The sequence below is a fragment of the Micromonospora sp. CNZ303 genome, assembly GCF_004345505.1.
Window position 1 is genome coordinate 177,819 of sequence record NZ_SLVT01000002.1, and the last position, 25,122, is coordinate 202,940.

General features: G+C 70.4%; 24 protein-coding genes. 21 read left to right on the forward strand and 3 right to left on the reverse strand.

Translation table 11 applies throughout. The annotated features are described in order from the left end of the window. The first annotated feature begins 4 nt into the window (after nucleotides 1-4). The 16 genes from EV374_RS04095 to EV374_RS04170 all read left to right on the forward strand — a co-directional run bounded on the left by EV374_RS04095 (nucleotide 5) and on the right by EV374_RS04170 (nucleotide 17,319). Nucleotides 5-1,243 carry a phosphopantetheine-binding protein gene (locus EV374_RS04095; RefSeq protein WP_132231704.1) on the forward strand — a complete coding sequence of 413 codons (1,239 nt, stop codon included), beginning with the start codon at nucleotides 5-7 and terminating at the stop codon, nucleotides 1,241-1,243. Continuing rightward, nucleotides 1,240-2,739 carry a class I adenylate-forming enzyme family protein gene (locus EV374_RS04100; RefSeq protein ID WP_132231706.1) on the forward strand — a complete coding sequence of 500 codons (1,500 nt, stop codon included), beginning with the start codon at nucleotides 1,240-1,242 and terminating at the stop codon, nucleotides 2,737-2,739. Before EV374_RS04095 ends, EV374_RS04100 begins: the two co-directional genes overlap by 4 nt. Next, the gene (locus EV374_RS04105; protein ID WP_132231708.1) at nucleotides 2,732-3,982 is read left to right on the forward strand and encodes a type III PLP-dependent enzyme; all 1,251 of its coding nucleotides are present in this window, start codon (nucleotides 2,732-2,734) and stop codon (nucleotides 3,980-3,982) included. The genes EV374_RS04100 and EV374_RS04105 overlap by 8 nt, the downstream gene beginning before the upstream one ends. A 7-nt stretch (nucleotides 3,983-3,989) precedes the next feature. Further along, the gene (locus EV374_RS04110) at nucleotides 3,990-4,232 is read left to right on the forward strand and encodes a phosphopantetheine-binding protein (protein ID WP_089002193.1); all 243 of its coding nucleotides are present in this window, start codon (nucleotides 3,990-3,992) and stop codon (nucleotides 4,230-4,232) included. Beyond that, complete coding sequence (locus EV374_RS04115) at nucleotides 4,229-5,386, forward strand: acyl-CoA dehydrogenase family protein (protein WP_132231710.1); 1,158 nt, start codon at nucleotides 4,229-4,231, stop codon at nucleotides 5,384-5,386. Before EV374_RS04110 ends, EV374_RS04115 begins: the two co-directional genes overlap by 4 nt. A gap of 1 nt (nucleotide 5,387) precedes the next feature. Continuing rightward, a complete protein-coding gene (locus tag EV374_RS04120; RefSeq protein ID WP_486485603.1) occupies nucleotides 5,388-6,524 on the forward strand; it encodes an acyl-CoA dehydrogenase family protein in 1,137 nt (378 codons plus the stop codon). Beyond that, on the forward strand, nucleotides 6,518-7,213 hold the full coding sequence (locus tag EV374_RS04125; protein WP_132231714.1) for a 4'-phosphopantetheinyl transferase superfamily protein: 696 nt from the start codon (nucleotides 6,518-6,520) through the stop codon (nucleotides 7,211-7,213). Before EV374_RS04120 ends, EV374_RS04125 begins: the two co-directional genes overlap by 7 nt. Next, nucleotides 7,210-8,151 (forward strand): hypothetical protein, encoded by a 942-nt coding sequence (locus EV374_RS04130; protein WP_132231716.1) that lies wholly within the window; start codon nucleotides 7,210-7,212, stop codon nucleotides 8,149-8,151. Before EV374_RS04125 ends, EV374_RS04130 begins: the two co-directional genes overlap by 4 nt. A 10-nt stretch (nucleotides 8,152-8,161) precedes the next feature. Continuing rightward, entirely contained in the window at nucleotides 8,162-9,727 is a 1,566-nt protein-coding gene (locus tag EV374_RS04135; protein WP_132231718.1) for an amino acid adenylation domain-containing protein, read from the forward strand. Continuing rightward, nucleotides 9,720-12,149, forward strand: coding sequence for a condensation domain-containing protein (locus EV374_RS04140; protein ID WP_486485564.1), 2,430 nt, complete (start codon nucleotides 9,720-9,722; stop codon nucleotides 12,147-12,149). The genes EV374_RS04135 and EV374_RS04140 overlap by 8 nt, the downstream gene beginning before the upstream one ends. 13 nt (nucleotides 12,150-12,162) lie before the next feature. Next, on the forward strand, nucleotides 12,163-12,921 hold the full coding sequence (locus EV374_RS04145) for a HalD/BesD family halogenase (protein WP_132231720.1): 759 nt from the start codon (nucleotides 12,163-12,165) through the stop codon (nucleotides 12,919-12,921). A 5-nt stretch (nucleotides 12,922-12,926) separates the two neighbouring features. Beyond that, on the forward strand, nucleotides 12,927-14,153 hold the full coding sequence (locus EV374_RS04150) for an argininosuccinate synthase (RefSeq protein ID WP_132231722.1): 1,227 nt from the start codon (nucleotides 12,927-12,929) through the stop codon (nucleotides 14,151-14,153). Beyond that, nucleotides 14,150-15,070, forward strand: coding sequence for a methionyl-tRNA formyltransferase (locus EV374_RS04155; protein WP_132231724.1), 921 nt, complete (start codon nucleotides 14,150-14,152; stop codon nucleotides 15,068-15,070). Before EV374_RS04150 ends, EV374_RS04155 begins: the two co-directional genes overlap by 4 nt. A 55-nt stretch (nucleotides 15,071-15,125) precedes the next feature. Then, the gene (locus EV374_RS04160) at nucleotides 15,126-15,497 is read left to right on the forward strand and encodes a VOC family protein (RefSeq protein WP_132231726.1); all 372 of its coding nucleotides are present in this window, start codon (nucleotides 15,126-15,128) and stop codon (nucleotides 15,495-15,497) included. Between the two features lie 4 nt (nucleotides 15,498-15,501). Continuing rightward, nucleotides 15,502-16,026 carry a flavin reductase family protein gene (locus EV374_RS04165; RefSeq protein WP_132231728.1) on the forward strand — a complete coding sequence of 175 codons (525 nt, stop codon included), beginning with the start codon at nucleotides 15,502-15,504 and terminating at the stop codon, nucleotides 16,024-16,026. Between the two features lie 984 nt (nucleotides 16,027-17,010). After that, nucleotides 17,011-17,319: a hypothetical protein gene (locus tag EV374_RS04170; protein WP_132231730.1), complete on the forward strand. Its 309-nt coding sequence runs from the start codon at nucleotides 17,011-17,013 to the stop codon at nucleotides 17,317-17,319. Nucleotides 17,320-17,905: 586 nt separating this feature from the next. Here EV374_RS04170 and EV374_RS04175 read toward each other — a convergent pair. After that, on the reverse strand, nucleotides 17,906-18,316 hold the full coding sequence (locus EV374_RS04175) for a hypothetical protein (protein WP_132231732.1): 411 nt from the start codon (nucleotides 18,314-18,316) through the stop codon (nucleotides 17,906-17,908). A 429-nt stretch (nucleotides 18,317-18,745) separates the two neighbouring features. On the opposite strand from EV374_RS04175, the gene EV374_RS04180 reads away from it, so the two are divergent. The 4 genes from EV374_RS04180 to EV374_RS04195 all read left to right on the forward strand — a co-directional run bounded on the left by EV374_RS04180 (nucleotide 18,746) and on the right by EV374_RS04195 (nucleotide 22,088). Further along, nucleotides 18,746-19,078: a hypothetical protein gene (locus EV374_RS04180; RefSeq protein WP_132231734.1), complete on the forward strand. Its 333-nt coding sequence runs from the start codon at nucleotides 18,746-18,748 to the stop codon at nucleotides 19,076-19,078. Nucleotides 19,079-19,420: 342 nt separating this feature from the next. Further along, complete coding sequence (gene uppS / locus EV374_RS04185) at nucleotides 19,421-20,203, forward strand: undecaprenyl diphosphate synthase family protein (protein WP_486485565.1); 783 nt, start codon at nucleotides 19,421-19,423, stop codon at nucleotides 20,201-20,203. Between the two features lie 267 nt (nucleotides 20,204-20,470). Continuing rightward, nucleotides 20,471-21,454, forward strand: a complete 984-nt coding sequence (locus tag EV374_RS04190; RefSeq protein ID WP_132231736.1) for a PIN domain-containing protein — start codon at nucleotides 20,471-20,473, stop codon at nucleotides 21,452-21,454. Between the two features lie 235 nt (nucleotides 21,455-21,689). Beyond that, nucleotides 21,690-22,088 carry an NUDIX hydrolase gene (locus tag EV374_RS04195; protein ID WP_132231738.1) on the forward strand — a complete coding sequence of 133 codons (399 nt, stop codon included), beginning with the start codon at nucleotides 21,690-21,692 and terminating at the stop codon, nucleotides 22,086-22,088. 178 nt (nucleotides 22,089-22,266) lie between these two features. Here the strand turns inward: EV374_RS04195 and EV374_RS33230 are convergent, their stop codons facing one another. Both EV374_RS33230 and EV374_RS32860 read right to left on the reverse strand, forming a co-directional pair. Next, nucleotides 22,267-22,617 carry an HD domain-containing protein gene (locus EV374_RS33230; RefSeq protein WP_486485566.1) on the reverse strand — a complete coding sequence of 117 codons (351 nt, stop codon included), beginning with the start codon at nucleotides 22,615-22,617 and terminating at the stop codon, nucleotides 22,267-22,269. A gap of 99 nt (nucleotides 22,618-22,716) precedes the next feature. Next, nucleotides 22,717-23,337 carry a hypothetical protein gene (locus EV374_RS32860; protein WP_132231740.1) on the reverse strand — a complete coding sequence of 207 codons (621 nt, stop codon included), beginning with the start codon at nucleotides 23,335-23,337 and terminating at the stop codon, nucleotides 22,717-22,719. Between the two features lie 216 nt (nucleotides 23,338-23,553). Here EV374_RS32860 and EV374_RS04210 point away from each other — a divergent pair. After that, a partial coding sequence (locus tag EV374_RS04210; protein ID WP_165947710.1) for an FG-GAP repeat domain-containing protein occupies nucleotides 23,554-25,122 on the forward strand: 1,569 nt, incomplete at its 3' end.

Here is a 25,122-nt window from a genome sequence, read left to right on the forward strand (position 1 = left end):
TGACATGGTCGCTGTGCCTGCGGTGCCGACGCGCAGCCGGGAGTGGACGCCGGTGCTGACCGGCCTCCGCGCCGACCTGCTGGACTGCGTACAGGTGAACCTGGCCGCGCTGGCCGACCGGGCCTACGGGCCCGGCGCGCACCTGGCGCTCGGGGCCACCCTGCGCTTCCACACCGTCGAGGGGCCGGCCGGGACGCCGGCGGTGACCGCGTCGGTGGACCAGCGGCTGGCCGAGGCGGCCGACCTGCTCGGCCTGCGGGTCACCCGACGCTGGGACGACGTGCCGGGCGCGCGGCTGCGCGAGCTGGTGGCGGAGCACTCGCCGCTCTACGTGGTCGCCGACACGTTCACCATGAGCTGGCTGCCGTACGCCGGCAACCAGCACATGGAGCACAGCTTCCTGCTGGTCGACGCCGGCGAGCACTGCGTCGTGGTCGACGGCTACCACAACTCCACCCAGTGGGGTGACGCGCGGCCCGGGACGTGGCGGATGTCGGCCGCCGACTTCGACGCGGCGGTGCCCCGGGCGACCGCGATGACCGTCGTCGCCGACGGCGCCCCGCGGCTCGACCGGGCGGCGGTCCTGCGGGACAACGCCGCCGCGTTGCGCGCCGAGGCCGACCGGATCGAGGACTACCTGGCGGCGGTCCGACGGCGGGCGGGCGAGGCGGAGGCGGCGGCACAACTGGTCCTCGACGTGTGGCTGCTCGGCCGGTCCCGGGCCCTGCACGCCGCCTGGCTGGCCGGCGACCCGGACGCCGCCGACGCGGCACGGGAGGCCGCCGCCCGCGCCGACACCTGGCTCGCGCTCGCCGGGCAGAGCTACGTGGCGATGCGCCGGGTCCGCCGGGGCGGCGTCTTCCCCGCCCCCGTCCTCGACCAGCTCGCGGGCCTGCTGCGCGACGACGTGGCGCTCGCCGGACGGCTCGCCGACGCCGGGCCGGTGCCGCCGCCGCAGGACGCGTCGGCCGTCGCCCCGGACCGGATCCGCGAGGTGCTGGCCGACGAGGTGCGTGGCGTCCTCGGCGTCGGCCCGGAGGTGCCGGTCGACGGGCGTCCGCTGCGGACGTTGTCCGGCTTCAACTCGTTCCGGCTGGTCGAGGTGATCGAGCGGGCGGAGGCACGGCTGGGGGTGGAGCTGGACCCGGACGACCTCACCGGGCCGGCCCTGCACGACCTCGACTCGCTCGGCGCCGTGTTCGAGCGGGCCCGGCCGGCGACGCAGGGGGTGTCGGGCCGGTGAGCGCGCTGCTGCACGAACTGCTGGACCGCACCGCGGCCGCCCGGCCGGACGCGCCGGCGATCGCGCACGGCGACCTGGTCCAGAGCTACGGCGAGCTGGACGCCGCCAGCCGGCGGCTCGCCGGCTGGCTGGCCGGGCGGGGTGTCCGCCGGGGCGAACGGGTGGTCGTCTGCCTGCCCACCGACCCGCTGCTGCCCGCCCTGCTGTACGCCTGCTCCCGGGCGGGCGCCGTGTTCAGCGTCGTCAACGACCAGTCCCCCGCGATCGCCCTGGCGCACGTGCTGACCGACGCCGAGCCGGCGCTGCTCGTCACCGACAGCTCCCGGGCCCTCGCCGTGGCCGCGGAGCACGGGGTGCCGACCGTCGGCTCGGCGGACCTGCGCCGGATCGTGCGCGACGGCCCGGACGCCGAGCCGGCGGCGGCCCCGCTGGCCGTCGACCCGGTCTGCCTCATCTACACCTCCGGCAGCACCGGCATGCCGAAGGCAGTGGTGTCCACCCACGCGCAGGTGGTCTTCGCCGCCGGGGCCATCGCCTCCCAGCTCGGCTACCGGGCCGACGACGTCGTGTGGTGCGCCCTGCCGCTCTCCTTCGACTACGGGATGTACCAGATCTTCCTCAGCACGCTGGCCGGTGCCCGGCTGCACCTGGCCTCCCCCGCCGACACCGGCCCGACGCTGCCCCGGCACCTGGTGAACAGCGGCGCGACCGTGCTGCCCGCCGTGCCCGCCCTCGCCCGTGGCCTGGCCCGGATGCTGTCCCGCCCGGGCACGGCCGTGCCGGCGCTGCGCCTGCTCACCAACACCGGCGCGGCGATGCCGCCCGAGGTGCTGCGCGACCTGCGCGCCCGGATCCCCACGCTGCGCGTACAGCTGATGTTCGGGCTCACCGAGTGCAAGCGGGCCGCGATCATGCCGGTGGACGAGGACCTGCGCCGGCCCGGCGCCTCCGGGCGGGCCCTGCCCGGCACCGAGATCCTGATCGTGGACGCGGACGGCGCGGCGGTGCCGCCCGGCACCGTCGGCGAGATCGTGGTCCGCGGCCCGCACGTGATGGCCGGCTACTGGCGTCGCCCGGAGCTCACCGCGCAGCGCTTCCCCCGCGCAGAGGGGCTCTTCCCCCAGCTGCGCACGGGCGACCACGGCTGGCTCGACGCCGACGGCTACCTCTACTTCGTCGGCCGGCGCGACGACATCTACAAGGAACGCGGCATCCGCGTCAGCGTCACCGAGGTCGAGGCGGCGGCGTACCGGATACCGCAGGTGCAGGCCGCCGCCGTGCTGCCGCCCCGCGCCGAGGACGGCGGCGACTCGGCCACCCTGTTCGCGGTGACCGAGCTGACCGCGCCGGAGGTGCTCGCCGCGCTGCGCACCGAACTCGACGAGATCAAGACGCCCCGGACCTGCCTGGTCGTGCCGGAGATCCCGCTGACCCGCAACGGCAAGGTCGACCGGGCGGAGCTGTACCGGATGTGGTCGGAGCGCGCCCGTGTCTGAGCTCGCGGAACTCTTCGACCGGCCGGACGCGCCGCAGACCCCGGCGTACCTCTACGATACCGACGAACTGGCCCGCTCGTACGCCGCGCTGCGCGCCGCCCTGCCCGGGCCCGCCGAGCTGTTCTACTCGCTCAAGGCCAACCCGCACCCGACGGTGGTCGCCGACCTCACCGCCGCCGGGTGCCGGGCGGAGGTCTGCTCCCCCGGCGAGCTGCGCGTCGCGCTGGCGGCCGGCTGCGACCCGGCCGAGGTCCTCTACACCGGCCCCGGCAAGCGGGACGTCGACCTGGTCGAGGCCGTCCAGGCCGGCGTCGGCCTCTTCTCCGTCGACTCGCCGTACGGGCTGGACCAGCTCGACCGGGTGGCCCGCGAGCACGGCGTCGAGGTACGTGCGCTGGTGCGGATCAACGACGACACCCCGGCCCCCGGGCAGGGGCTCACCATGACCGGTGTCGCCTCGCAGTTCGGCGCGGACGTGCGCTGGGTGCTGGACCGGCCCGAGCTGTTCGGGCCGCGCCGGAACGTGGCCCCGGTCGGGTTCCACCTCTACATGGGCAGCAACGTCGACGGCGAGGACGCCCTGCTCGCCCAGTTCACCCAGTCCGTCGACACCGTACGGCGGCTGGCGACGGCGACCGGGACGCAGCCGGAGCTGATCGACCTGGGCGGCGGCTTCGGGGCGCCCTTCGCGCGGGCCGGCACCCGGCCGGAGCTGCCGAAGCTGGCGGACCGGCTGACGGCGTTGCTGGGCGACGCCTTCCCGGGCTGGCCGGAGCGCGGGCCGGGGGTGGCCTTCGAGTCCGGCCGGTACCTGGTCGGCACCTGCGGCACGCTGGTCACCCGGGTCCTGGACGTGAAGCGGTCGCAGGGCGCCACCGTGGTCGTCCTGGAGTCGGGCATCCACCACCTCGGCGGGATGTCCGGGCTGCGCCGGCTGCCGCCGATCGTGCCGGACCTGCTCACCGTGGACGCGGCGGCCGGCGCCCCGGTGCCCGGGACCATCGTCACCGGGCCGCTGTGCACGCCGCTGGACACGTGGGCCCGCGCCGCGGCCCTCCCGCCTCTGGTCCCCGGCCAGCTGGTCGCCGTGCCCAACGTGGGCGCGTACGGCCTCTACGCCAGCCTGGTGGCCTTCCTCGCGCATCCCATGCCGGTCGAGGTCACCGTCGCCGGGGGCCGGATCACCGGCGTGACCCGGCTGGAGCTCACCCGGCACACCGTCATCGGCAGCGACAGGGGTTGATCTGACAATGGACGCCGCTTTTCCGGACCTGCTCAAGCCGTTCCTCAAGTACGCGGGAACGCAGCCCATCACCGCCGAGGCCTCGCTCAACGAGCTGGGTCTGGACTCGATGCGCGCGATCGAGCTGCTGTTCACCATCGAGGACACCTACGGCGTGTCCATGCCCGACGAGCTGCTGACCGACAGCACCTTCGCCACCGCGGGCAGCCTGTGGAACACCATCGAGTCGCTGCGGGGGCGGGCGGCGTGAGCACCGCGACCCGCCACGAGGCCGCGCTGGAGGAGGTGCTGGCCGCCGCCGCCGCGCACGCGGAGCAGGCCGACGAGGCGGCGGAGTTCCCCGTCGCGGCGCTGGACGCGATGCGGGCCACCGGCCTGCTCGGCCTGCTCGTGCCGGCGGAGCACGGCGGCGGGGGCGGTGGGCTCGGCGACCTCGTCGACGTGACACTGCGGCTGGCCCGGGTGGACATGTCCGTCGCGTTGATCTTCGCGATGCACTGCCAGCAGGTCGTGGCGGTGGTCCGGCACGCCGACGGCCCGTTCGCCGCGCGGCTCCTGCCGGAGCTCGGCAAGGGCGACGTCTACCTCGCCTCGGTCACCACCGAGCGGGGCAAGGGCGGGCACCTGCTCAGCTCGGAGTCGACGGTCCGGCAGGACGCCGGGACGTTGACGATCGACCGGGACGCCCCGATCGTCACGGGCGGCCAGCACGCCGACGCGTACCTCATCACGACGCTGGCGCCGGACGCCACCTCGCCCAGCCAGGTCTCCCTGGTGTACGCCCGCCGCGACCAGCTCACGCTGGAGGTGCGCGGCGGTTGGCAGCCGCTCGGGATGCGGGCCACCCAGAGCGTGCCGATGCGGCTGACCGGACGGGTGCCGGCCGACCAGGTGATCGGCGCTCCCGGGAAGTTCCGCGAGATCGTCGCCCCCACCTTCGGCCCGCTGGCGCACATCGGCTGGTCGGCGGCGTGGCTCGGCGCGGCGACCGGCGCGCTGTCGCGGATCCTGCACCACATCCGCGACGCCGGCCGGGGGCAGTTCGATCCCTCCTCGGAGCTGCTGCTGACCCGGCTGGCCCGGGTCCGGGGCCGGCTCGACCTGGTCAACGCCCTGCTGCGGCACACCGTCGCCGCCGTGGAGGGCACCCCGGACGTGGCCGACCCGTCGACCCAACTGCTGGTCAACTCCCTGAAGGTGCACGCCGCCGAGCAGTGCTTCGCCGCCGCCGACGAGATGGTGGAGCTGGTGGGCCTGCGGCACGGCTACCTCAGGTCGTCGCCGCTGTACCTGGAGCGCGTCTTCCGGGACCTCCGCTCGGCCTCGCTGAACTACGCCAACGACCGGCTGCTGCTGGTCAACGGGGCGCTGACGCTGCGCGACCGGCAGGTGCACCTTGCCTGAGCTGCGGACGGCACCGGCGGCGGCCCCCACCGGGCCCGGCCCGGCGGCAGCCGACACCGGTGGCGACGTGGCCGCGCGTACCGGGGCGGCGCTGCGCGGGCTGGAGTCCCCGGGGGACGCCCGCGCGGTCTGGCGGGCGCTCGGCGAGCACGGCCTGCTGCGTGACCTCGGGCCGGCCGAGCTGCCGGGACTGCTCGGCACCCTCGACGCGTACTGCCCGGTCGGGGTGGTGCTGTCGGTCTGCGTCCAGGTCGCCAGCGCGCTGCCCGTCCTGCGCGAACAGGTCGACGCGGAGCCGGCGGACGGGCCGGTGCGGGCCGCGTACCTCGACGCGGTCGCCGGTCGCGCGACGCTCGCGCTGGCCGCGACGGACCGCGACGGCGCCGGCTCCGACCTGATGGAGCTGGGCACGACGGTACGCCTCGACGACCGGTCGCTGGTGCTCGACGGCGGGAAGCGGTGGATCACCAACGCCCGCACCGCCGGGCACGCGCTCGTGCTGGCCCGGCACCGCCCGCAGCGGCACTTCACCAGCTTCGTCTGGGTACTGGTGCCCACCGACGCCCCCGGCGTGCGGGTGTCCGCGACCCGGGGCACCCCGCTGACCGGCGCCGGCCTGGGCGACCTGCACTTCGACCAGGTGTGCCTGGACCGGTCGCACCTCATCGGCCGGCCCGGCCGGGGCATGGTCAGCTTCGCCCGGCACATCGCCACGGAACGCTTCGCGGGCGGCGTGTGGGCCGCGGCGATGTGCCGTCGGGTGCTCGCCGACACCCATCGCCGGCTCGTCGAGCGTCCCCTCGGCGACGGCCGGGCCTGGGACAACGCGGCGATCCGGGAGCGGTTCGCCCGGTGCGTGGTGGAGGCCTGGCGGATCGAGGCGGCCTGCGACGCCCACCGGAGAAGCACCGAACCCCTGGTGACCAGCATGCTGCTGAAGACCTCGGTGGCGCAGGGCCTGGACGTGGTGCTCGGCGAGTGCGCCGCCCTGCTCGGCGCGGAGGCGTACGCCGAGGGCGGGCTGGCGCAGCTGCGGGCCGCCGCCGGCATGTTCGCCACGGCCGGGGGCGCCACCGGCGCGATGCTCGCCGGCATCGCCGAGCACGTGCCGGACCTGCTGCGGGACCGGCCGTGGTGACGGCCCGGCAGCGGACGGCGCTGGCCTGCCGGGCACGGCCGCGCCGGGACCCGACGGGCCGCCACCGGGGCATCGTCCGGCTGCGGCTGGGCGCCCGGGTGCGGGTGGCCGTGGCCGAGCAGCGGCTGCTCGCCCACCTGCCGCCGGCCCCGGCGGACCTGGCGACCGTCGGTGACCTCCCCGCCGGCCCGCGTGCCGAACGGTTGGCCGCGCGGTCGCTGCTGCGCCTGCTGCTCGCCGCCGAGCTGGGCCGGGCGGCCGGCGTCACGCCGATCGCCGCCCGCGACGGCGGCCAGCCCCACCTGCCCGAGTGGCCGGGGATCAGCGTCAGCCTGTCCCACGACGCCGGGACGGTGGCCGCCGCGCTCGGCCGGGGCGTGCCGGTCGGCGTCGACGTCCAGGTGCCCGTGCCCGCGCCGCCGGCCCTGCTGCGCCGCTGCTGCGCCCCGCCGGTCCGCGCCGCCCTGGACCGGCTGCCCGCACCGGCCCGGGACCGCGAGTTCGCCTGGATCTGGACGGTGCAGGAGGCGTGCGTGAAGGCGACCGGCGCGGGCCTCGCCGGCCGGCCCTGGGCGATCCCGGTGCCGGCGGGCCGGCGGACGGGCCGCTGGGCCGGCCTGCGGTGGGTGAGCCTGCGCGGGCACAGCCGGGTGCCGGCGAGCGTGGCGCACGTGGTGGGTACGCGATGACCGCCCCGGACCCCCGCTTCGCCGGGCTGAGCTGCTACACCGCCAACCTGGCCGGTTACCGGGCCGGCGAGTTCGCCGACACCCCCGACCGGTTCGCCGACTCGGTACGCGTCGCGGTGCGCACGGACCTGCCGGAGGGACAGCTCGCCTTCTCCCACCACCGGATGCCGCTCGACCGGCTGCCGGACGGCACCCGCCTGGCGTGGGCCACCGCCCCGGCCGACGGCGTCGTCGGGTCCGTCGACGCGGAGCTGCGGCGCCACGGCCGGGTGCTGGTGGTCACCGACAACGCGGCGCTGCCCTGGTCCCCCTCGTCCGGCGGCACCGCCCACGCGCCGCACTGGCTGCTGGTCGACGACCGGCGCGGCGACGACTGGCACGTGGTCGACGGGTTCAGCGGGCTGCTGCCCGCCGGCGAGCAGGAGCCGTACGCCGGCTGGCTCGGCACCGCCGGGCTGCTCGCCGCGATGACCCCGCCGCCCGCGTGGCGCCCGGAGCAGGACCGGCGCAACGCGCTGGCCTTCGGCTTCTGGATGCCCCCGCCGGCCGGCGGGCAGCCGCAGTGGCTGGTCCGTACCGGCGCCCCCGGGGACGAGCCGGAGCTGCCCGGCGACTGGCTGCTGGACGAGGACGCGGCCCTGGAGTTCCTCCGCGACCACGTCGTCGCGCACCCGGAGGCCGCCGGGGCGCACCTGGACGACCTGTGGGCCGTCGCGCAGCACCGGACGTTCCGGTACCGCCACCTCGGCGACGACGAGGCGGTGCGGGCCTGGGCGGACCTGCCCCGGGCCCTGCGCTTCGCGGTGGAGTCGGCCCGTCGGGGACGCCCCCGGTCCGCGCTGGTGCGGACCACCTTCGACCACCTGCGGCACCTGGAACGAGACCGGTCGACCACCCCAGCGCCGGCGGCGGACCGCCCGCACCGGCAGACCTTGTGAAGGATGTGCGATGCAGACCCGTACCCTCTACGACTGGTTCCGTACGTCAGCCCGGCAGTACCCGGACAACGTGGCGATCGAGGTCGCCTCGGACGCACTGACCTACGCCGAGTTGCGGGCCGCGGCCGAGCGGTTGTCGGCCGCCATGCAGCGCGTGCCGGGACGGCCACCCCGACGGGTCGGGCTGCTCACCTCCCGCAGCCTCGTCGGCTACATCGCCTACCTGGCCGCCCTGCGGCTGGGTGCGACGGTGGTGCCGCTCAACCCCGCCAACCCGGCGGCCCGGAACCTCGCCATCTCCGACGAGGCGGGGCTCGACCTCGTCATGGTCGACGACACCTCCGGCGACGGGCTGGCCGAGTTCCGCGCGCAGACCACCGTCACGGTCCTCGACCTGACCGGTGAGGGCTGGCGCCGGTTCCTCGCCCCGGGCGACGCGACGGAGATCCCGCCGGAGGTGGAGCGGGGCCGCGACGACTTCGCGTACATCATCTTCACCAGCGGCACCACCGGGAAGCCCAAGGGCGTGCCGGCGACCCACGCCAACGTCGACTCGTTCCTGACCGAGGTGACCAAGCGGTACCGGTTCCGGCCCGAGTCGCGGGTCTCGCAGACCTTCGAGATGTGCTTCGACGGCTCGATCCTGGCGATGTTCGGCGCGTGGGGCACCGGGGCCACCCTGTGCGTGGCGCAGCGCGGCGACGTGCTGACGCCGGTGCGCTTCATCAACACGAAGCGGCTCACGCACTGGCTGTCCGTGCCGTCGCTGATCTCGTTCGCCAAGCGGTTGCGGGCGCTGGCGCCGGAGAGCATGCCGACGCTGCGGCTGAGTTCCTTCGGCGGGGAGCCGCTGACCATCGAGCAGGTCAACGACTGGACGGCCGCCGCGCCGAACACCGCCGTGATCAACTGCTACGGCCCCACCGAGACCACGGTCATCGTCACCGCGTACGAGGTGCCCGCCGACCCGGCAGCCCGGATCGAGTCGTCGAACCGGTCGGTGCCGATCGGGGACATCTACCCGCACCTCGACTACGTGCTGCTCGACGAGGACCTGCGCCCGGGCGACGACGGCGAGCTGTGCGTCCGTGGTGAGCAGCGCTTCCCCGGCTACCTGGACCCGACGGAGAACGCGGGTCGGTTCGTCTCCTTCGACGGCGAGCGGGGCCGGCTCTACGACGGCACCGGGCCGTTGACCGCCGAGCACTGGTACCGCACCGGCGACCGGGTCCGCCGCGAGTTCGGCGAGCTGGTGCACCAGGGCCGCATCGACCACCAGGTGAAGGTGCGCGGCAACCGGGTCGAGCTGGCCGAGATCGAGGCCGCGCTGCGCGCCCACGCCGACGTGGTGGAGGCCGTGGTGCTCACCGTGGCCGGCGCCGACGGGGAGCTGGACCTGCACGCCGTCTACACCGGCGCGGCGCTGGCCGACGACGACCTCACCCGGCTGGTGGGCCACCTGCCCCCGTACATGCGGCCACGGGCGTTCCACCACCGGGCGGAGATCCCGCTGACCGAGGTGGACAAGGTCGACCGCAAGCGGTTGACCTCCGAGCTGCTCGCCACCCGTGGCTGAGCAGCACGCCGGGGCGGTCCCGGGCCCGGTCCCGGCCACCGGCATGCAGGAGGCCCTGTGGTGGGTGCACCAGCGGGCACGGGACAGGTCCGTCTACCACCTCACCTGGCGGCTCGCGGTCGACGAGCCGCTCGACGAGGCGGCGCTGGCCGTCGCCTGGCAGGCGATGGTTGACCGGCACGAGGCGTTGCGGACCTCGGTCGTCCGGCAGGCGGACGCCGTCACGCTGGTGGTGGCGCCCCGGATCGTCGTGGGCCCGCACCGGGTGGAGGTGGACGACCCGGGACCGGCCGACCCGGGCACCCTGCTGCGGCTCGTCGCCGAGGAGGTGCACGCCGGGCCGATGGAACCGGAGGCCGCGCCACTGGCCCGGATCACCCTGGTCCGGGTCGGCGACCGGCACGAGGTGCTGCTGACCGTGCACCACGTGGTCCTCGACGGCTGGGCGGTCCAACTGCTCGTCGGCGAGCTGTCCGAGGCGTACGCGGCCACCCGGGAGGGGCGTGCCGTCAGCTTCCCGGCCGACCCGGTGCCGTTCAGCACGTACGCGCGGGAGCAGGCCGCGGCCCGCGCGGACGGCCGCTGGGACAAGAGCCTGGCGTACTGGCGCGACGCGCTCACGGGCGCCGCCTCCGCCGTCCTGGAACCCGACCTGCCGGGCGAGGTGGCCAGCGGCGCGCCCGGGGCGATCCTGCGCTACGGCTTCAGCGCCGAGGCGGGCGCCGGGATCGCCGCCCTGGCGAAGGCCACCTTCGCCACCCCGTTCGCGGTCATCCTCGGCGCGGCGCAGATCGTGCTCGCCCGGGCCGGCGCCGGGCCGGACGTGGCGGTGGGCGTGGTGACCGCGAACCGGATGACCGCCCGCGACCAGGCGCTGCTCGGGTACACCGCCAACCTCTGCGTGGCCCGGGCCACAGTCGACGGGGCGGACACCGTCGCGGGGGTGGTGGGCGCCGCCCGGGACGGGATGTGGCAGATGCTGACCCACCAGGCGGTGCCGTACCCGGTGGTGTTCGGGGCGCTGCCCGAGGCGACCCGGAGCGCGCTGGGCGATCCCGCGCCGCTGCTGCTGAGCTACCTCGGCCCGATCGGCACCGACCTGCGGCTCGGCCCGGTCCCGGCGACGCTGCTGCCCAGCCCGAACCGGGCCGCCCGGGCCGACCTGGCGATGTCCGTCTGGGAGGCCGACGGCGGCTACCTCGCCGAGATCGAGTACCACACCGGGCGCTACCGGGAGAGCAGCGTGCTGGCCCTGCTGCACGACCTGGACGAGGTGCTGGCCGACGGCGGCGCCGAGCCGCAGCGTACGGTCGGCTCGTTCGACGTCGCCACCCGCGCCCGGGCCGGCCGCGCGGCCCCGGCCACCGTGGACCGCGGCCGGGCGACCGGCCCGCTGCCCGAGTCGGCGGACTGGCAGCACGTCGTCGCCGCCTGGACCGACGTGCTCAGCGGCCCGCCGGCCGACGCGGACGTCGACTTCTTCGCCGCCGGCGGCAACTCGCTGAGCGCCCTGCGCCTGGTGGACGCGCTGACGGCCGACGGGCGACCGGCGGTGGACGTCGTGCGGTGGCTGGGCGAGCCGACCCCCCGCCGGTTGGCCGACCTGCTGGGCAACGGGTCGCAGCCAATGGCGGCGGAGTCGACGCTGGTGGAGTTGCGGGCGGGCCCGGGGCCGCACCTGCACCTCGTGCACGGCGCCGGGGGCAGCCCGCAGGACTACCAGGACCTGCTGGCGGAGCTGCCGGAGCACTGGCGGGTGACCGCCTCCCGCGACAGCGCGGAACTGCCGACGGTGGCGGCGCTGGCCCGCCGGTACCGGGCCGACCTGGACGCGGCGGGGCTGGTCCCGGACCTGCTCGGCGGGTGGTCCTTCGGCGGTCAGGTCGCCTACCAGATGGCCGCCGACCAGGTCGGACGGCGCTCGGCGCTGGTCGTGCTGGACTCGGCCCCGCCCGTCGGTTACGAGCTGCCGGCCGACGAGGTCCGGCACCGCTTCGACACCTTCACCGAGAACATCCACCGGGCCCTCGACCTGGAGCCGGACGCCCCGAGGCCCCGGGTGACGGGTGGCCCGGAGCCGGCCGGCTTCGACGGGCGGCTGGCCCTCGGCGCGCTCGCGGCCTGCCTGGCCGCCGTCGGGCAGCCCGTGCCCACGGCGCTGCTGGCGCACCGGTGGCGCAGCTACGAGCGCCACGTCCGGGCCAGCGCCGAGTACGTCCACGACGGCCCGGTCGACACTCCCGCGCTGGTGATCGGCGCGGACCTGCTCGACGCGCAGCTCGCCCAGTGGACGGCGCGGGTCGGGGCGGCCCGGTCCCAGCGCATCGGCACCGACCACTTCGGAGTGTTGCATTCCGCCGCCGTGACGCAGGTGGCGGCGGCCGTCATCGATTTCGCGCGCGTCGCGGCGGCGCGAGGTTAACCAAGGAGGATCCGTGTTCGACTCGAGAGTCTTGTACCAGGAACTGCGGGAGCACGTGGAGCGCGACGTGGCGCCGGACGACGTCGCCACGGCCCGCCGCGACTTCTCCTACCTGGGGCACGCGAAGGTCTCCTTCGTCGCCCCCGACAGCGTCAAGAAGGCCGTCGCCGACGAGGTCAACGAGCTGATCGACAAGGCCGGCACGCGCCGGGACCTGCGGTTCGCCGAGACCGACTACACGCCGCGCCGGATGCGCAACGTGACCCGGGCCGAGATCGCCGAACTGGGCACCGTCATCAACGGGATCTACACCGCGGAGCCGATCCTGCGGGTGTTGTCGGAGGTGGCCGGCGAGCCGGTGCACCCGTGCCCGTACGAGCCGGAGCAGTTCGTCATCACCTGCCTGGAGAAGGACGGCGACACCCACGGCTGGCACTGGGACGACTTCACCTTCGCGCTGGTCTGGGTGGTCGAGTGCCCGCCGGTGGAGCACGGCGGCTTCGTCCAGTGCGTGCCCAACACCGTCTGGAACAAGGAGCGCCCGGAGGTCAACCGGGCGCTGGTCAGCCGTCCCATCTACTCGATGGAGCTGTTCCCCGGCGACCTGTACCTGATGCGGACCAACACCACGCTGCACCGGGTCGCCCCGGTCCGCCAGGGCCGCCGCAAGATCATCAACATGGGGTACGCCTCGACGTCCGACCTGACCCGCGACTTCACCCACGAAACCATGGACCAGCTGTGGGCGACCGTGCCCGCCGGAGAGGTGTGACCATCATGTCTGCTCGGAACAACATCGCCCCCCAGCACATCGTGCTCGCCTTCTCCGGCGGGCTCGACACGTCGGTGGCCCTGGTCTGGCTCAAGGAGCGGTACCGCTGCCGGCTGACCGCGTTCATCGCGGACCTCGGGCAGGGCGAGGAGCTGGACACGGCCGCCCGCAAGGCCGAGAAGCTCGGCGCCGACGAGGTGCGGGTGGTCGACCTGCGCGAGGAGTTCGCCCGGGACTACGCCTTCCCCATGTACCGGGCCAACGCCCTCTACGAGGGGCAGTACCTGATGGGGTCCTCCATCGGCCGGCCGCTGATCGCCGCCGCGCAGGTGCGGGTGGCCGAGGAGGTCGGCGCCGACGCCGTGGCGCACGGGGCCACCGGCAAGGGCAACGACCAGATCCGCTTCGAGATGACGTTCGCCGCGCTGCGCCCCGACCTCACGGTGATCAGCCCGTGGCGGGAGTGGGACCTGGCCTCCCGCAGCGACCTGCTCGCGTACGCCGGCAGGCACGGCATCGAGCTGGACCTCAGCAGCGGCGAACGGCCGTACTCCATCGACAGCAACCTGCTGCACACCTCGTACGAGGGCGAGGCGCTGGAGGACCCGGCGCAGCCCGCGCCCGAGGGGCTGCTGTTCCGGGTACGCGACCTCCCCGACACCCCGGACGAGCCCGAGACCGTCGAGATCCACTTCCAGGGCGGCAACCCGGTCGGCGTCAACGGGACGCCCCTGTCCGCCAGCGCCGTGCTGGAGACGCTCGACGGGATCGGCCGCCGGCACGGCATCGGCCGGCTCGACATCGTGGAGAACCGGATCTTCGGCATGAAGACCCGCAACATCTACGAGGCCCCGTCGGGCAGCCTGCTCTGGCACGCCCACCGGGCGGTGGAGTCGCTGGTGCTCGACCCGGAGGTGGCGCAGCTCAAGGAGGAGCTGATGCCGAAGTACACCGCCCTGGTCTACCGGGGCCTGTGGTTCGCCCCCGAGCGGCTGATGTTGCAGACCGCCATCGACTTCAGCCAGCAGGACGTCACCGGCGACGCGATCCTGCGGGTGCACCGGGGCACCGTCCAGGTGATCGGCCGCCGCTCCCCGCACAGCCGCTACGACACCGCGTTCGCCACCTTCGAGGCGGACGACGTGTTCGACCAGCGCGACTCCTCCGGCTGGCTGCGGGTCAACACCGTCCGCTTCCGCGCCGGGCGGGCCACCGGGGCGGCGAAGCCGTGAGGATCGTCTTCTTCGGGTACGGCGAGCTCGGCGCGACCGTGCTGCGGGGCATCGCGCCGCACCACGAGGTGCTGCTGGTGCTCACCCACCGGGCCGAGTTCAGCGGGCTCGGCGAGCCGGACGTGGAGCTGGCCGCGGCGGACCTGGGACTGCCCGTGCGCTACTCGGCCACCGCCCGCGAGCCCGACCTGCACGAGCAGCTGCGCGACCTCGCACCGGAACTCATCGTCTCCACCAACTGGCGGACCCGGGTGCCGGCGGAGGTGCTGCGGATCCCGGAACGCGGCGCGGTCAACACGCACGACGCGCTGCTGCCCGCGTACGCCGGGTTCGGCGCCGTCAACTGGGCCATCCGCAACGGCGAGGAGGAGACCGGCCTCACCGTGCACTACATGGCGGAGGAGCTGGACACCGGCCCGATCATCACCCAGGCCCGCGTGAAGATCGGCCCGCACGACACCGCCGGCCAGATCCTGGAGCGCCTCCTCGCGGAGTACGTGCCGGTCACGCTCGAGGCGTTGGAGCGGGTCGCCGAGGGCCACCGGGGCGAGCCGCAGCCGCCCGAGGGGGCGTCGTTCTACCACCGGATCGGGGTCGAGGACACCCGCATCGACTGGCGGGACAGCGCCACCGCCATCTGCGACCTGGTGCGCGGCCAGTCGGACCCGTTCGTCAACGCCTGGACGACGCACCGGGGGTTCCGGCTGTGGGTCAAGGCCGCCACCCGGCCGGCCCGGGCGCACGGCGGCACGCCCGGCCGGATCGTCAAGGCCGACTACGGCGGTGTGGTCGTCGCCAGCGGCGGACCGGGCGACGGCGACGACCGCGGGGTGGTGCTGCTCCAGGTCTCCACCGAGACCGGGCCGCCCGTGCGCGCCATCGACTACTTCACCACCTTCGGCGAGTACCTTCACTGACACGGTGACCGGGGGCGCCGGTCATCGCGCGTACGACGATGACGGGAGAGGTCGGATGATAGGTCGACTGCACTCGGTGGTGCTGGACTGTCCGGACGCCGAGAAGTTGGCGGAGTTCTACGTCGAGCTGACCGGCCTGGAGTGGGCCGACAGCGACGGGTACTGGGTGACGTTGAAGGGCGCGGACGGGCATCCCCGCCTCTGCCTCCAGAGCGTCGCCGACTACCAGCCGCCGCAGTGGCCGGATCCGGCCTTCCCGCAGCAGGCCCACCTCGACGTGGAGGTGGACGACATCCAGGAGGCCGAGGAAGCGGTGCTCCGGCTGGGCGCCACCCGGCTGCGCGGCGGCGGCAGCCGCAACCACGGCTTCCGGGTCTACGCCGACCCGGTGGGACACCCGTTCTGCCTGGTCTGGGGTCAGGACTGACGCCATGACCAACCAGGACCGGGCAGTGGAGTTCCGCCGTACCGCCGGGGCGTTCGCCACCGGCGTCGGCATCGTCAGCAGCGTGTACGACGACATCCCGCTGGCGATGACGGTCAACTCGTTCACCACCGTCTCGCTGCACCCCACCCTGGTCCTGACCTGCCTGAAGCACCGGAGTCGACTGCTCACCCAGATCCGCGACTCCGGCATCTTCGCGGTCACCGTGCTCGCGGCGGACCAACGGGACGTCGCCCGTTGGTTCGCCGACGCCCGGCGGCCCTCCGGCGCGGCCGCGTTCGCCGGCGTCCGCGTGCACCGGGCGCCGGCCACCGGCTGTCTCGTGTTCAGCGAGGGACTGGCCTACTTCGACTGCCGCGTACGCGACCTCTCCGACCAGGGCGACCACTCGGTGGTCATCGGGGAGGCGGTGTCGTACGGCCCACTGAATCCGGCGAAGGCGCCGCTGCTCTATCTCCACGGGTCGTACCGGTCGATCGCGCCGGTGCCCCCGGCGGTGTCGGCCGCATAATGGCCCACCCCACCCGGCGGCGTCCGCCGCCCCACGCCGCGCGAGCCGCGATTCGGGTACGACGACGGAGTGCAGGGGGATGGCAACCAGACAAACGAGCCCCTCCCTTTCGGGACGAGCACTGTGGCGTCATGGCCAATTCCTTCCGCCCGGCCAGGATCCGAACCTGCGACAACCGGCTCGGTCAGGAATACCGCACGACGCACGCCTCGTACGGGCCGGTCACCTGCGGCCACGGAAGGCGCTCCACGCAATTAGGGCAAGATCAAGCTGCAAGTGGCCCACGCCCATGGGCGGCTTTACCGCGACCTGACAGCTCGCCCCCGCACCGGTCGCCATAACCACCTCGATCGCGGCCAACAACAGCATGGTGCCCCAGGTCGAACGACCAATTACGCACCGGCCCGCGCCGTCCCCTGGTCACGCCCTCTGGGATTGCCCCAATTTGACGGACAGTGATCATCGACTACGTCCGCCACGGCACTACCGACCTGTTGCCACGGTGGACGTGACCCCTCGGCCAGACTGCTCGCATACGCCGCCACCAGGAGTTGTGCGTCTCCTCCGCACCATCGACCGGGCGGGCCAGGACCGAACTGGAACCACGAAGCACGCTAAGCAGCTACGCTAGCCGGCCATCCAGCCGGAGCTCATTGAGCACGCCAGTTCCACCTGCGCTTTCCCCCGAACCACTCGTCGTGGCTGAACCCTGGGCGAACTGGTTCCGCGAACCAACCTACCGCAATCACGTCGGTCTGCCCGGCGCAGTCTCACCGACCTTAAAGCAGATGTGACCGCCTGGATCGCGGCACGGAACGCCGCCCCAAGCCGCCTACCTGGACCGGGGCAGCAGACGACATCCCCGAAACAGCTTTCGCGCCCCACGAACGTTTTAACAACTGTCAACACCAGGCACGGCTGAATTGACAGTGGTTGATTCTCGTGGCAGGCTCAAGGCATCCCTTCGAACAGAACGGAGCTTCAATGCGCGCGATTCGAAAGATCCTCGCTGCCACCGCCGTCACCGGCGCGACCGCAGTGTCCCTGCTGGCGGGTGCGGCCCCCGCGTCCGCCGACGCTGGAGCCAACGCAGTCGGCTGGTACACGGGTTACGGCTCGGGATCCTCCGCCTCGCTCGCCATCTGGTCGGCGGAGAACGACGCCAAGTGGAAGGCCCAGATGGGCGGCTTCAACACCTACCTCGACTGCCGCACGACCTACAGCAGCAGCACGAAGGTCAGCGACTACTACTACACCGCCAACGTGCAGCTGTACTGCTACACCTTCAACTGAGTCACCGCTCGCCGATTGCCGGAAGGAGTTCGCCGGGCACCACCAGGCGCACTCCTTCCGGTCGTCGGCGATTTGCCCGGGGCGCGGAGGACGTACCAGCTCGTCCGCAAGACGCACAACGTCGCCGCAGTGCGTTCGCTGGTCGACCGACACTCCGCTCCCCGGGCCGCTTTCCTCGCCGCCACCCCAACAAGATCGTTATCTGGTTCGACGAGCCGTGCCGTCGAGCAGCGCGAAACAGCCGTCCACGTGGTCGATCACTGAGCACGCGTCGGTGCGGGTTCGTGACACTGCAGACGCGCATCCCGTCGTTCACCCTTGGCGGGACACTGACCTGCACGGACAGCCCCACTCATGCGGTCCGAGATCGTTGCACGTGTTCCGCGCACGGCTGCAAACGGCGGCTTCAGGTGACACCCGACTGCACGGATCGACCGATCGACGCGGGAACACATCCGCTGCTCAGATGGCGCTTTGGCTCCATCTTCGAGGTGCCCCCGGCAGGATTCGAACCTGCGACACACGGTTTAGGAAGGCGACTGAGGCAGGCTGGCGAGTATGCCCTTGACCTGGACGTCCGCGTCGGTCACGTGCCGGACGAGTCAAGATCATTGCACGTACTCTGCACGGCCCCCGGTCCGGCGTCTTCGACTGCTGCGTCCGCCCGACGAGGTGCATCCGAGTCCGTGAGCCAGCGGTGGTCGTAGCCAAGATGATCCCAGTGAGAACGCATCCATCGTTGCTTCCGGACAGAGGAGGTACGCCACAGGTACCTCAAGTTGTCGCCCAGCAGATGCCGTCGCTCCGGGGCGACACAGCCGGGTAGCCCATGGCAGAGGTCGGCAAGTTCGTTGATCTGCTCACGCCGCTTCAGCAAGGTTTCCAGCGGCTCTTCGTCCACCGGAGCCGTGTAGAACCGGATCTCCAGGAAGGCCAAGCGCAGGAGCTGCAAGACGGCCTGCTCTGTAACTACCTGCGGCGGCTCGACGATCGTCACTGGACGATTCTCTCCCGGGCCGCTGACGAGTCGACACGCGTGCAGTCGTCTTTCGGCAACCGCAGTTTGGAAGATCGTTCTCGGCTGACCTGATCTGTCCGGAACGCCTGCTCAGCCGCGGTACCGTGGTGCCCGATCATGACCGCTGCTGACCGTCTGGGACACCGGCTACTGGCACGTGGCTGGCACGGCTGCACGGTGGGCGCGCGGCTGTCCGGCGGTGTACGGCTTACCGCCCCCGGCCTTCGGGCCGGGGGCGGCTTGCCGTGTCGCCGGCTTTCCGCGCGCCTGGACCTTGGTACCCGGTGGCAAGCCGCGAAGCGGCGCGGCAGCCGATCGCCCCAACCTCGACGGCGGCCCTGACCCTCGCGATCGTCACAGGCCGCAAACCATTGGCCTCAGGGAAGGCCCTCCGCCAAGATGCCCTACGTGGCCAAAGACGAGGATCTGCCTCTCGCCGATACGCTGGCGCTCGGGAAACTGGCCTACCTCCGCCAGCGCTCACTGAGCAACCCGCGCTACCGAGACGCCAGCTACGTTCGGCTCCACGTCACGCCGGGCTATCTCCGCTGGAGCCGGCCCTCAGTCTTTGACCCGCACTTGGAGTCGGTGCAGCGTACCCTCGCCACCTTCGAGAGGCTCGCCAAGCGCCATGATCCGGAGGCCACCCATGCCTGGCGAGCAGTCCTCGCTGCCGTAGACCTCCTGTTAGCTGAGGGGCGGCACCGGACTGGGCACCGCATCCGACCAAGACGAATCTGATCGGTCGCCGTCATCGGCCTTCTGCGGCCCGCCGCGCCGGCCGATGCCGGCCGGAGGCCGTCAGCAGGCCGAGTGCGAGCGGGCCGCTGCGCCGCGCTTGCGCGGTGCCTTGATCCTAATGAGAACGTTTCGGCAGTGGCGTCGCTGGCAGGGTCCATCCGACGTCTCGTTTACAAGAACCGTGCGCTTCGTCTGCCTGCGTCCGCATCCGTCGCCCGCCTCGACCGACCGTCCACGCGACGCCGGGCGTGGGCGTCTTTGTTCCGGCTCGTAGCTGTCACCGTTGCTGTCGACAGTCCGCGCGGGCCAACGCCAGCGCCGATGAGGTGATTTCATTCGATCATGATGCAGCCCATACGCCGTGGCGCCTACCGGCTCTACGCCCGCCGCCTCCGCGCCCAGCTGGCTGGGAAGTCGCTGCCACGGCACGTGGCAATGGTGATGGACGGGAACCGCCGGTGGGCCAGGCAGGTGGGCTTCGATGACCCCGGGGTGGGCCACCGGTACGGCGCGGAACACGTCCACGAGGTACTGAGCTGGTGTGCCGACATGGGCATCCATCACGTCACTCTGTTCATCGCCTCCGTCGACAACATGCGTAAGCGGGCATCCGAAGAGGTGGAGAACCTGATGCGGATGATCGAGGAGGTCGTCGCGGAGCCGCTCCTCCGCCCGGCCAATCCCTGGCAGCTTCACCTGGCCGGCCGCGCGGACGTCCTACCCGACTCGACACGCCACGCCCTGAAACTCGCGGAAGACGCCACCCGCGAACGCGGTGCCGAGTTCCATCTCACGGTCGCCATCGGCTACGACGGCCGCGAGGAAATCGTCAGTGCAGTTCGTTCCCTGCTGGAACAGGAGGCACGAGCGGGCGCCACACTCGACGACGTCGCACAGCGACTAACCGCCGACGCTCTCGCGGCGCACCTGTACACCGGAGGCCAACCCGACCCTGATCTGGTCATCCGCACGAGCGGAGAACGCCGCATGTCCGGGTTTCTGCTCTGGCAGGCCGCCTACTCCGAACTGTACTTCTGCGACGTGTACTGGCCCGGCTTCCGGAAGATCGACTTCCTGCGCGCCCTGCGCTCCTACTCGGCCCGCAGCCGACGATTCGGAGCGTGACAAATCCCCCTGCTCCCGGTTCCGTGGCACAACCGCAAAGACCGGCGACCGTCAGACGTTGAAGCGGAACTTAGAGCCGCTGTCTCGCCACCAGCGGGAACGCTACCTGACGCCTGCTCACACGGCGTCTCGGCCGCCATCGTTGATGGCTGGTTGACGACGTTTGACAGTGTCTTGTGCCCCGTGTGTGCCCCGAGCGCCTGCGTGCCCCACTGAGGAGCGATGTGGTCGCACTGCCTTGTGAGGAGTGACCAGTACCCTCTACCTGTGCTCCGGTTGCTGGTCGACACATCAGTCTGGCTCGACATGGCGAAGCATCGAGACGGCCAGAAGCTCATCGTGCCGCTCCGAGTGCTCTTCCACCAGAAGCGCCTTCGACTGATCGTGCCCTCGCTGGTTGTCGAGGAGTTTGAGCGTAACCGGCCTCGGGTTGAGGCGTCTGTCTCAGCCAGCGTTGCAGAGCGCGTCCGGCAGTTAAAGATTGATCTCAACGAGTATGGCGGAAACCAACGGGAGCAATGGCTTGAAGAGATGAGCCATCGCCTGCCTCTACTGTCGTCCCTGTCACTGAGGAACTTCACAGAGATTCGGGAGTTGTTGAGCCACCCGGCCGCAGTGGAGCCGAGCAGCCGCCAGCAAGCGTCGGTGATACTGAGAGCGTTGGAGAAGAGGGCTCCGTTTCATCTGGCGAAGAACAGCGTGGCTGACGCTCTCCTTATTGAGATGTTCCGGGATGCGGTGAAGAAGAGCCGGCCATCAGACGTCTGTTGCTTTGCCACCTCGAACCACCAGGACTTCTCTCTCCCCAACGGCGACCGAAGGAAGCCTCATCCCGACTTCAATGACATTTTCGACGATGGCCGTGTCCGCTACCTCCTAGGCTTGGAGGGTCTTGCTGCCGGGCTTACAGAGCACTTCGGGGACGAGTTCGAAGAGCTTGTCGAGGAAGTTGAGCTAGTTCAAGAGGAGCCTCGTACCCTCGTTGAGATCCTTGAAGCGGAGCGTGAATTCTTCGACAAGATATGGTACGTACGAAAGCTTATCCGACAGGAGAAGGAGGAGCGTGGCGAGGCTGACCCGACGCCAGAGACGCTAGCTTCCCAGATGGAAGCCGCCATGCGACAAATTGAGGACAGGTACGGTGCCGACAATGTCGGCCCCTGGGATGACTGGGGTTGGGGCTTTGTCCATGGCAAGCTGTCGGCCCTGCGATGGGTTCTAGGGAGCGAATGGGACTTCCTAGACACCTAGTGAGCGTCTTGCCATCCCGATGCTTGCAGCGGTCTCAAGTTCCGTCGATCGTCTCGCTGGCGGAGCTTGGCCACTTCGTCCCGAAGGAATGGACGAAGCTTCGCCGGTTGCCGCAGTAGGGGCCACGATCGGCAACGACAGTCCAAGGCTGTCCACATTCGTTCGCGACTGATCGCGGCGGTCGCGCCCAGTTGGTCATCCAGCTCGACATGGCGGTGCCGGTTAGCCCCGGGGGATGCGATACGGCACCCGTTCAATCCTCCTGGGCGCATTCCGCTGCAGGAACGGACTCTGGTCGCTGCCGAGCGGAGGGCAGGAAATCGGAGAAACGGTAGCGCAGACCGCAGTCCGGGAGACGCACGAGGAAACCGGGATCACGGTCGAGATAACCGGAATGGTAGGGGTCTACTCCGACCCTGATCACGTTATCGCGTACTCCGATGGCGAGGTACGGCAGCAATTCTCCCTATGCTTTCGCGCAGTGCCCGTCGCCGGAACGCCGACGCCGAGTAGCGAGTCAATCGATGTTTGCTGGGTGCCGCACGACGAACTAGGCGGCTACGACATCCACCCATCGACCCTGCTGCGCATCAGGCACGGCTACGAAGAGCGCACGGAGCCCTACATCGGTTGAGATAGGCGCTGCTGGGTGCGACGTACCGCAGCAACCATTTCCGGTTCGGCCCGAATGATAAAGTGCGTCACAAGGTGATCCGGACCGTAGCGAGACCGAATCTCTGCCAGCCGCTCCAAGACCTCGAAGTCCTGACCGTCCGGGCCGGTCGTCATGTCTGAAAAGCACAGGGCGTCGGCTATGGGGAATCCTCCCGAGGAAACTCGGCCATCAAGGCGTCGTGTAGCCCACGCGCCTCCGCTTCAAGCCACGCACAAGAATGGTGGGCAACCAGGCCGGCAATCCGGTCGTCAAACTGCTCTCGTCGCAGCCACCTTCCGCCGTCGAGGGAATGAAAGCCGGTGTCGACAAGGTCCGGGCTATACCCCACGTCGTGCAGCCACGCAGCCGCCACCAAGACATGCCGCTCTGGTACCGGAAGCGCTTCGGCAACACGACTTGCTTTTGCGGCGACGGCTTGAACGTGACGCCACCGGCGCGGTAGTTGCTGCGCAAGCAGGCTCTCTGCGATGTTCTTCGCTGTGGTCACGAATCCTCCACTCCACCAGGCTACGCGGCTGCAGTAGCGACACCAACGGCCGTCGCTGCTGTAGCCGCATTTACCGCGGCGAGACTACGACGCTTGAGTTCAAAGCCGCTTTGCCCATCGGATTTTACCATCCTCGTCAATGTGCGCCAAACCAAATAGCAGCTCGGTCGACCCGTCCGTCACTATAGACCCGCCTAGATCAGTAAGAAATATCGAGGCAATGAAGCCCTCCTGGGTGGAGCGAGCACCGACCGTTTCAATCAGAAGGCTATCGTCACTCAAGCCGAGGCTGGGAATCCAGTCGCAACGCGCCAGGAACTTGTCTATTGACGTTGCCGCAGTAGCATTCGACTTACCGTCGCCATTCCAGCCGCCGTGCACGGGGAGAGAACGAGGTTGGCCTCCCCGCCTAAATCCGAACACCTGATACCAGCCATCCTCACGCGTCGACTGCTGCCACCGCACTTTGACAATGGCTGCCTGCTGGAACCCCTGCGGCAGAGAGCGCGGATCATCTCGGGGAACCCCTAGGGCAAGCGCCACGGAGGGAAGGGACGCGGCGTCGGCAAGCTGCAGTTCTACGGCTACGGCCAAGTCACTCCCGCCTGAGCATTCATGCTTATCACGCGCAATTACATAGGCGGATACGGATCCGAGAAACACGGCAGCGACGGCAATCGCTCCTGCGGCACGAACTTTCAATGCTCTCCAATCTCCCATCGATCATCACGCCATAGCGACTTTTTTGAATCCTGCCTACGACGCTTCACTAGCTGCAATAATATTGCGATGCTTCTCGGACCGCACATCCACCCCACCCGTAGGACGCATTTGTCGGATTTGTACGCCTTGTCAGATGGACTTGACACCTTATAAAAGGCTCGGCGATGATCACCCGGTCAAACTGTAAGATGAGTTTGCGTAGGGAGCAACTCTTTGAAGAAGTCGAGCACCGCGCTCAAGAGGTTAGCTGGCTTTGTTGCCATGACAACCGCCTGTGCCCTCTGGGGGTCGCCATCACTGGCAAGCCCCAAACCTTCCAACTATGTGCCTGCGAATATTCGCGTGATCGAAGCTGTCAAAAAGTTCGAGCGCGACAAGTCTGAAGTTGATTACATTGGCCTAAACAGGTCAATCGTCCAGGCCGGAGGCGATCCGGTTCTATTCGATCTGCCAAAAGCGGGACTCTACAACCTCACGCCAGAGAAGGCGCAAGCAGAGTACGACAAGGCCCAACTAGCGCAAGCCTCGAAAAAGACCCTAAAGGGGGAGGGCGTCCAGGGCGCCGAGACGGACTCCCGCACCGAAGCAGCTTTGCAAGATGAGATCCCGAACGACGCTTTCGCGGTTAGTGGCTACTGGTCCCACGTTCAGGACCAATACGGCGAATGGTGGACGTATTTCGGGAGTTGGAATTTCCGTGACAGCTACCACGATTCAATCTTTGGCGGAAGTGGCGACACCCCGCGCGATGCGTTTACTGTGCAGACAGGAGACGTCAAGAGCCAGTGCTTCAAACATGACGGCGATGACTGGTGGACCTACGACGCAGCAGGCGGTAACTCAACTAGGTTTACACACAAGAAAGACTGGAGCTTCGATAGCCTCGTAATTGAGGTCGAAGATTACTATCTCGAATCAAACGCCTGGTATGTCGATCGAGGAACAGGCTACATCTCGTACCAGAATATCGCAAATTGCGCCGATTCGGTGATTTACGGGAAGACTTACTATAATCACAACGTCGATGGCTGCGCTTGCTCCTGGTCGTACCAGCTCGGATACCTAGCATTTTTCGTCACGTATCAATCGGCTGACACGGTGAAGCAGCTGCAAAAAGTCGCTGGCGATTCAGCCTGGACTGTTGGCGGCGGCGGGGGCGGCGGTGTCCCGGGTGTCCCGGGTGGCCCGGGTGACCCCGGTGGCGGTGGTGAGACGCCCCCACCTGTCCGCACGGACTTCGATGGTGATGGAAAGCCCGACATCATCGCCCGCCACGCTCAAACCAAAGCCCTGCACCTCTTCAAGGGCAACGGCGCCGGCGACCTCCAAACAGGCACGGGTGGCGCCTTCAGCACCGGCTGGAACAGCTTCGACACCATCCTCGCGGCCGGCGACTTCAGCGGCGACGGCAAGCCTGACATCATCGCCCGCCACGCGCAGACCAAAGCCCTGCACCTGTACGAGGGCAACGGATCCGGCGGCCTCCAGTCCGGCACAGGCGGCGCCTTCAGCACCGGCTGGAACAGCTTCGACACCATCCTCGCGGCCGGCGACTTCAGCGGCGACGGCAAGCCTGACATCATCGCCCGCCACGCGCAGACCAAAGCCCTGCACCTGTACAAAGGCAACGGCGCCGGCGACCTCCAAGCAGGCACAGGCGGCGCCTTCAGCACCGGCTGGAACAGCTTCGACACCATCCTCGCGGCCGGCGACTTCAGCGGCGACGGCAAGCCTGACATCATCGCCCGCCACGCGCAGACCAAAGCCCTGCACCTGTACAAG

What these genes read in the sequence shown, in the direction of transcription:
- EV374_RS04095 (WP_132231704.1), top strand. Translation starts at nt 5, where the DNA reads ATGGTCGCTGTGCCTGCGGTGCCGACGCGCAGCCGGGAGTGGACGCCG.
- EV374_RS04110 (WP_089002193.1), top strand. Translation starts at nt 3,990, where the DNA reads ATGGACGCCGCTTTTCCGGACCTGCTCAAGCCGTTCCTCAAGTACGCG.
- EV374_RS04130 (WP_132231716.1), top strand. Translation starts at nt 7,210, where the DNA reads ATGACCGCCCCGGACCCCCGCTTCGCCGGGCTGAGCTGCTACACCGCC.
- EV374_RS04135 (WP_132231718.1), top strand. Translation starts at nt 8,162, where the DNA reads ATGCAGACCCGTACCCTCTACGACTGGTTCCGTACGTCAGCCCGGCAG.
- EV374_RS04150 (WP_132231722.1), top strand. Translation starts at nt 12,927, where the DNA reads ATGTCTGCTCGGAACAACATCGCCCCCCAGCACATCGTGCTCGCCTTC.
- EV374_RS04160 (WP_132231726.1), top strand. Translation starts at nt 15,126, where the DNA reads ATGATAGGTCGACTGCACTCGGTGGTGCTGGACTGTCCGGACGCCGAG.
- EV374_RS04165 (WP_132231728.1), top strand. Translation starts at nt 15,502, where the DNA reads ATGACCAACCAGGACCGGGCAGTGGAGTTCCGCCGTACCGCCGGGGCG.
- EV374_RS04170 (WP_132231730.1), top strand. Translation starts at nt 17,011, where the DNA reads ATGCGCGCGATTCGAAAGATCCTCGCTGCCACCGCCGTCACCGGCGCG.
- uppS (WP_486485565.1), top strand. Translation starts at nt 19,421, where the DNA reads ATGATGCAGCCCATACGCCGTGGCGCCTACCGGCTCTACGCCCGCCGC.
- EV374_RS04195 (WP_132231738.1), top strand. Translation starts at nt 21,690, where the DNA reads ATGCGATACGGCACCCGTTCAATCCTCCTGGGCGCATTCCGCTGCAGG.
- EV374_RS32860 (WP_132231740.1), bottom strand. Translation starts at nt 23,337, where the DNA reads ATGGGAGATTGGAGAGCATTGAAAGTTCGTGCCGCAGGAGCGATTGCC.